Raw genomic sequence first — 636 nt, forward strand, 5'->3', positions numbered from 1 at the left:
GGCGCTCCTGACGAAATTCCTTAATCTCTGGCCCTAGGCGGCCTTGCAAACGCTCTTGTTTAACTTGTTGATCCATATTGATACCTGACTTTATTTCTATTTATTTGTCCCGAATTCTAGTTCGGTTATGTATGTTCGTGGTCGCGACTTCTCACACCCTTGAATGTAAAAGCCGCGACGACTGGCTGTCTTTGTTAATGATTTAGCTCAGCTTGCATGGCGCGAAACGCCGTTACCTGCTCAGCAATAAGTTCGCGTTTTTCATCACGCCCTAAGTACACTTTGAAGATATTGCTGCCGCATTCAGAGAAAAAGCCAAAGTAGTGACTTTCACGTCCCATAAACGGCTTACTGACCAGTGCGATATTTTTCACGTTATCCAATTTGAGGTGACCATGCAGCTCACCTTCTCGCCCCATTAGATTGTAATAACCACGCGCAACTTTGCCTTTCGGAAAAGGCGCTTTCACTTCGAAAATGGAGCCGAAGGAGTGTACGATCGTCGTCACTGGGCCAAAGCCAACTAGGCTTTCAAGGATTGTTTGCGCTTGTTCGCCCGGAGCAATCGCAATCATCTCTTGCGGCAGTGCTGCGACAACATCAAATTCTGTCACACCTAAACGCTCTGCCATTGCG

General features: G+C 47.2%; 1 protein-coding gene and 1 pseudogene. Both read right to left on the minus strand.

What is annotated here, in order from left to right; translation table 11 throughout:
- A pseudogene (locus tag R7P74_RS27205) lies at positions 1–76 on the minus strand (heme utilization protein HutZ); the annotation flags it as partial.
- Positions 77–194: 118 nt separating this feature from the next.
- Positions 195–636: heme utilization cystosolic carrier protein HutX (gene hutX, locus R7P74_RS27210; protein ID WP_318123786.1), on the minus strand; the 442-nt coding region annotated here is incomplete at its 5' end.

It is taken from the genome of Vibrio sp. 2033, from assembly GCF_033339735.1.